Source organism: Fretibacterium sp., from assembly GCF_057312375.1.
Genome location: NZ_DBHLDX010000131.1, coordinates 1 through 1,786, shown reverse-complemented (window position 1 = coordinate 1,786; position 1,786 = coordinate 1). Strand labels below are relative to the sequence as shown.

The 1,786-nt window shown below is 67.4% G+C and carries 2 protein-coding genes; one reads left to right on the top strand and one right to left on the bottom strand.

Going from position 1 to position 1,786, the window contains the following annotated elements:
* The first annotated feature begins 95 nt into the window (after positions 1-95).
* Positions 96-1,280, top strand: coding sequence for an amidohydrolase (locus ACO41U_RS10470; protein ID WP_485943810.1), 1,185 nt, complete (start codon positions 96-98; stop codon positions 1,278-1,280).
* 95 nt (positions 1,281-1,375) lie between these two features.
* Here the strand turns inward: ACO41U_RS10470 and ACO41U_RS10465 are convergent.
* On the bottom strand, positions 1,376-1,786 hold a 411-nt coding region (locus ACO41U_RS10465; protein WP_485943808.1), incomplete at its 5' end, for a nitroreductase family protein.

Sequence of the window (1,786 nt, the reverse complement as noted above, 5' to 3'; positions counted from 1 at the left end):
CCGTATTTTTTCAAAAAACTGTGCTATCCTGAAAAAAGCTGACGGCTGTGGGCTGACTATGGCCGTCAAAATCTTGGGAAGGGAAGCGGAACGGGTTGCAGGAGAGGACAAAGGCGCGCGCGCTCTTGCTGAAGGGCGCCCTGGTCTGGACGGGACGCGGCGATGGGTTTCATGAGCTGGACGTCGCCGTCCGGGGCAGCCGGATCGTGGCGGTGGGGAAGGGGCTCTCGCCCGAGGAGGGCGCGGAGGTGGAGGACCTGAAGGGCTTTCGCGTGACGCCGGGCCTGATCGACGCCCACACGCACATTGGCGTCTGCCCGGAGGGCTTCCCTCAGGCGACGATGGCGGACGACAACGACATGGTGGACCCCGTGACGCCGCATCTGCGGGCCCTGGACGCGCTCTACCCCGACGACGCGGCCTTTGAGGACGCCCTGTCGGGAGGCGTGACCTGCGTCCAGGCGCTGCCGGGAAGCGGCAACGTCATCGGAGGACAGGGCGTCGTGGTCAAGACGCGGCCGGACGTGGTGGAGCGCATGACCGTCGTGCCCTGCTCTGCCATGAAGGCTGCGCTGGGCGAGAACCCCGTGAGCGTCTACAAGCCGAAGGACAAGTTGCCCACGACCCGCATGGGGAACGCGGCCGTCCTGCGTGGCGCGCTGGTGGGCGCTCAGAACTACCTGGCCCGTCAGGAGGCTGCCAGGAGAAAGGATGAGCCGGCGGAGCGCGATCTGGGCATGGAGGCGCTGGCTGCCGTGCTGCGTCGGGAGATGACCCTCAGCGTCCACTGTCATCGGCTGGACGACATCCAGACCGCCGTCCGCATCGCGGAGGAATTCGGCCTGAAGTACAGCCTGGAACACTGCACGGAGGGGCGACAGATCGCCGCGTGGCTGGGGGCGAAGAAGGCCTTTGCGGCCGTGGGGCCCATGCTGACCTCGCGCTCCAAGATCGAGCTGAGGAACCAGTCCTGGCAGAACCCCGTCGACCTCTGGCGGGCCGGCGTACACTTCTGCCTCATCACGGATCACCCCGTGATCCCCATCGCAAACGTCGTCACCTGCGTTGCCCTGGCCGTGCGGGCGGGCCTGCCGCCGGACGAAGCGCTGCGGGGGGTCACGCTCTACGCGGCGGAGCACCTGGGCCTTGAGGGGCGACTGGGCTCCATCGAGCCGGGGAAGGACGCGGACCTGACCGTCTGGGATGGGGACCCCCTGGACGCCCGAACCCACGCGGTGACGACCTACGTCGATGGCGTGGCCGCGTGGAGGCGACCCTGAAGCGCAGGGCCGGTGCGAGACGATGAAGCGGGGAGCCGTCCGGCTCCCCGCTTCCCTCTCAATAGCTCACGTTCCCCTTCGTGTGGGGAGCGGGCTTATGCCCCCGGCTTCGTCCCCATGGGCATGATGCAGAGGACGTCGTCGTCGTCCTGCAGTCCCAGGAAGTCTTCGATGTCGTCCTCCCGGACGGAGCGGATGTAGCGCGTACCGACGCCCACGGCTCCGGCGGCCAGGTAGACGTCCTGAGCCATCGCCCCCGCGGCGACGGCCGCGAACTCTTCCTCATCGTCGTCGTCCTTGAACTTCCTGGAGAGGGCTTCGGAATCCGAGACGAGGATCAGGGTGCAGGGAGCCTTTGCGACGAAGTCCTGCTTGCCGATCCGTCCCCGGACGTCCGCACCGGAGACCTCCTTCAGCGCGTGGGCCTTCCAGTCGTACAGGAAGACCCCGTCGGCCCGTGCCACGTAGACTTTGACGTAGGGCTCCATCCCCATGGCCATCGGCAC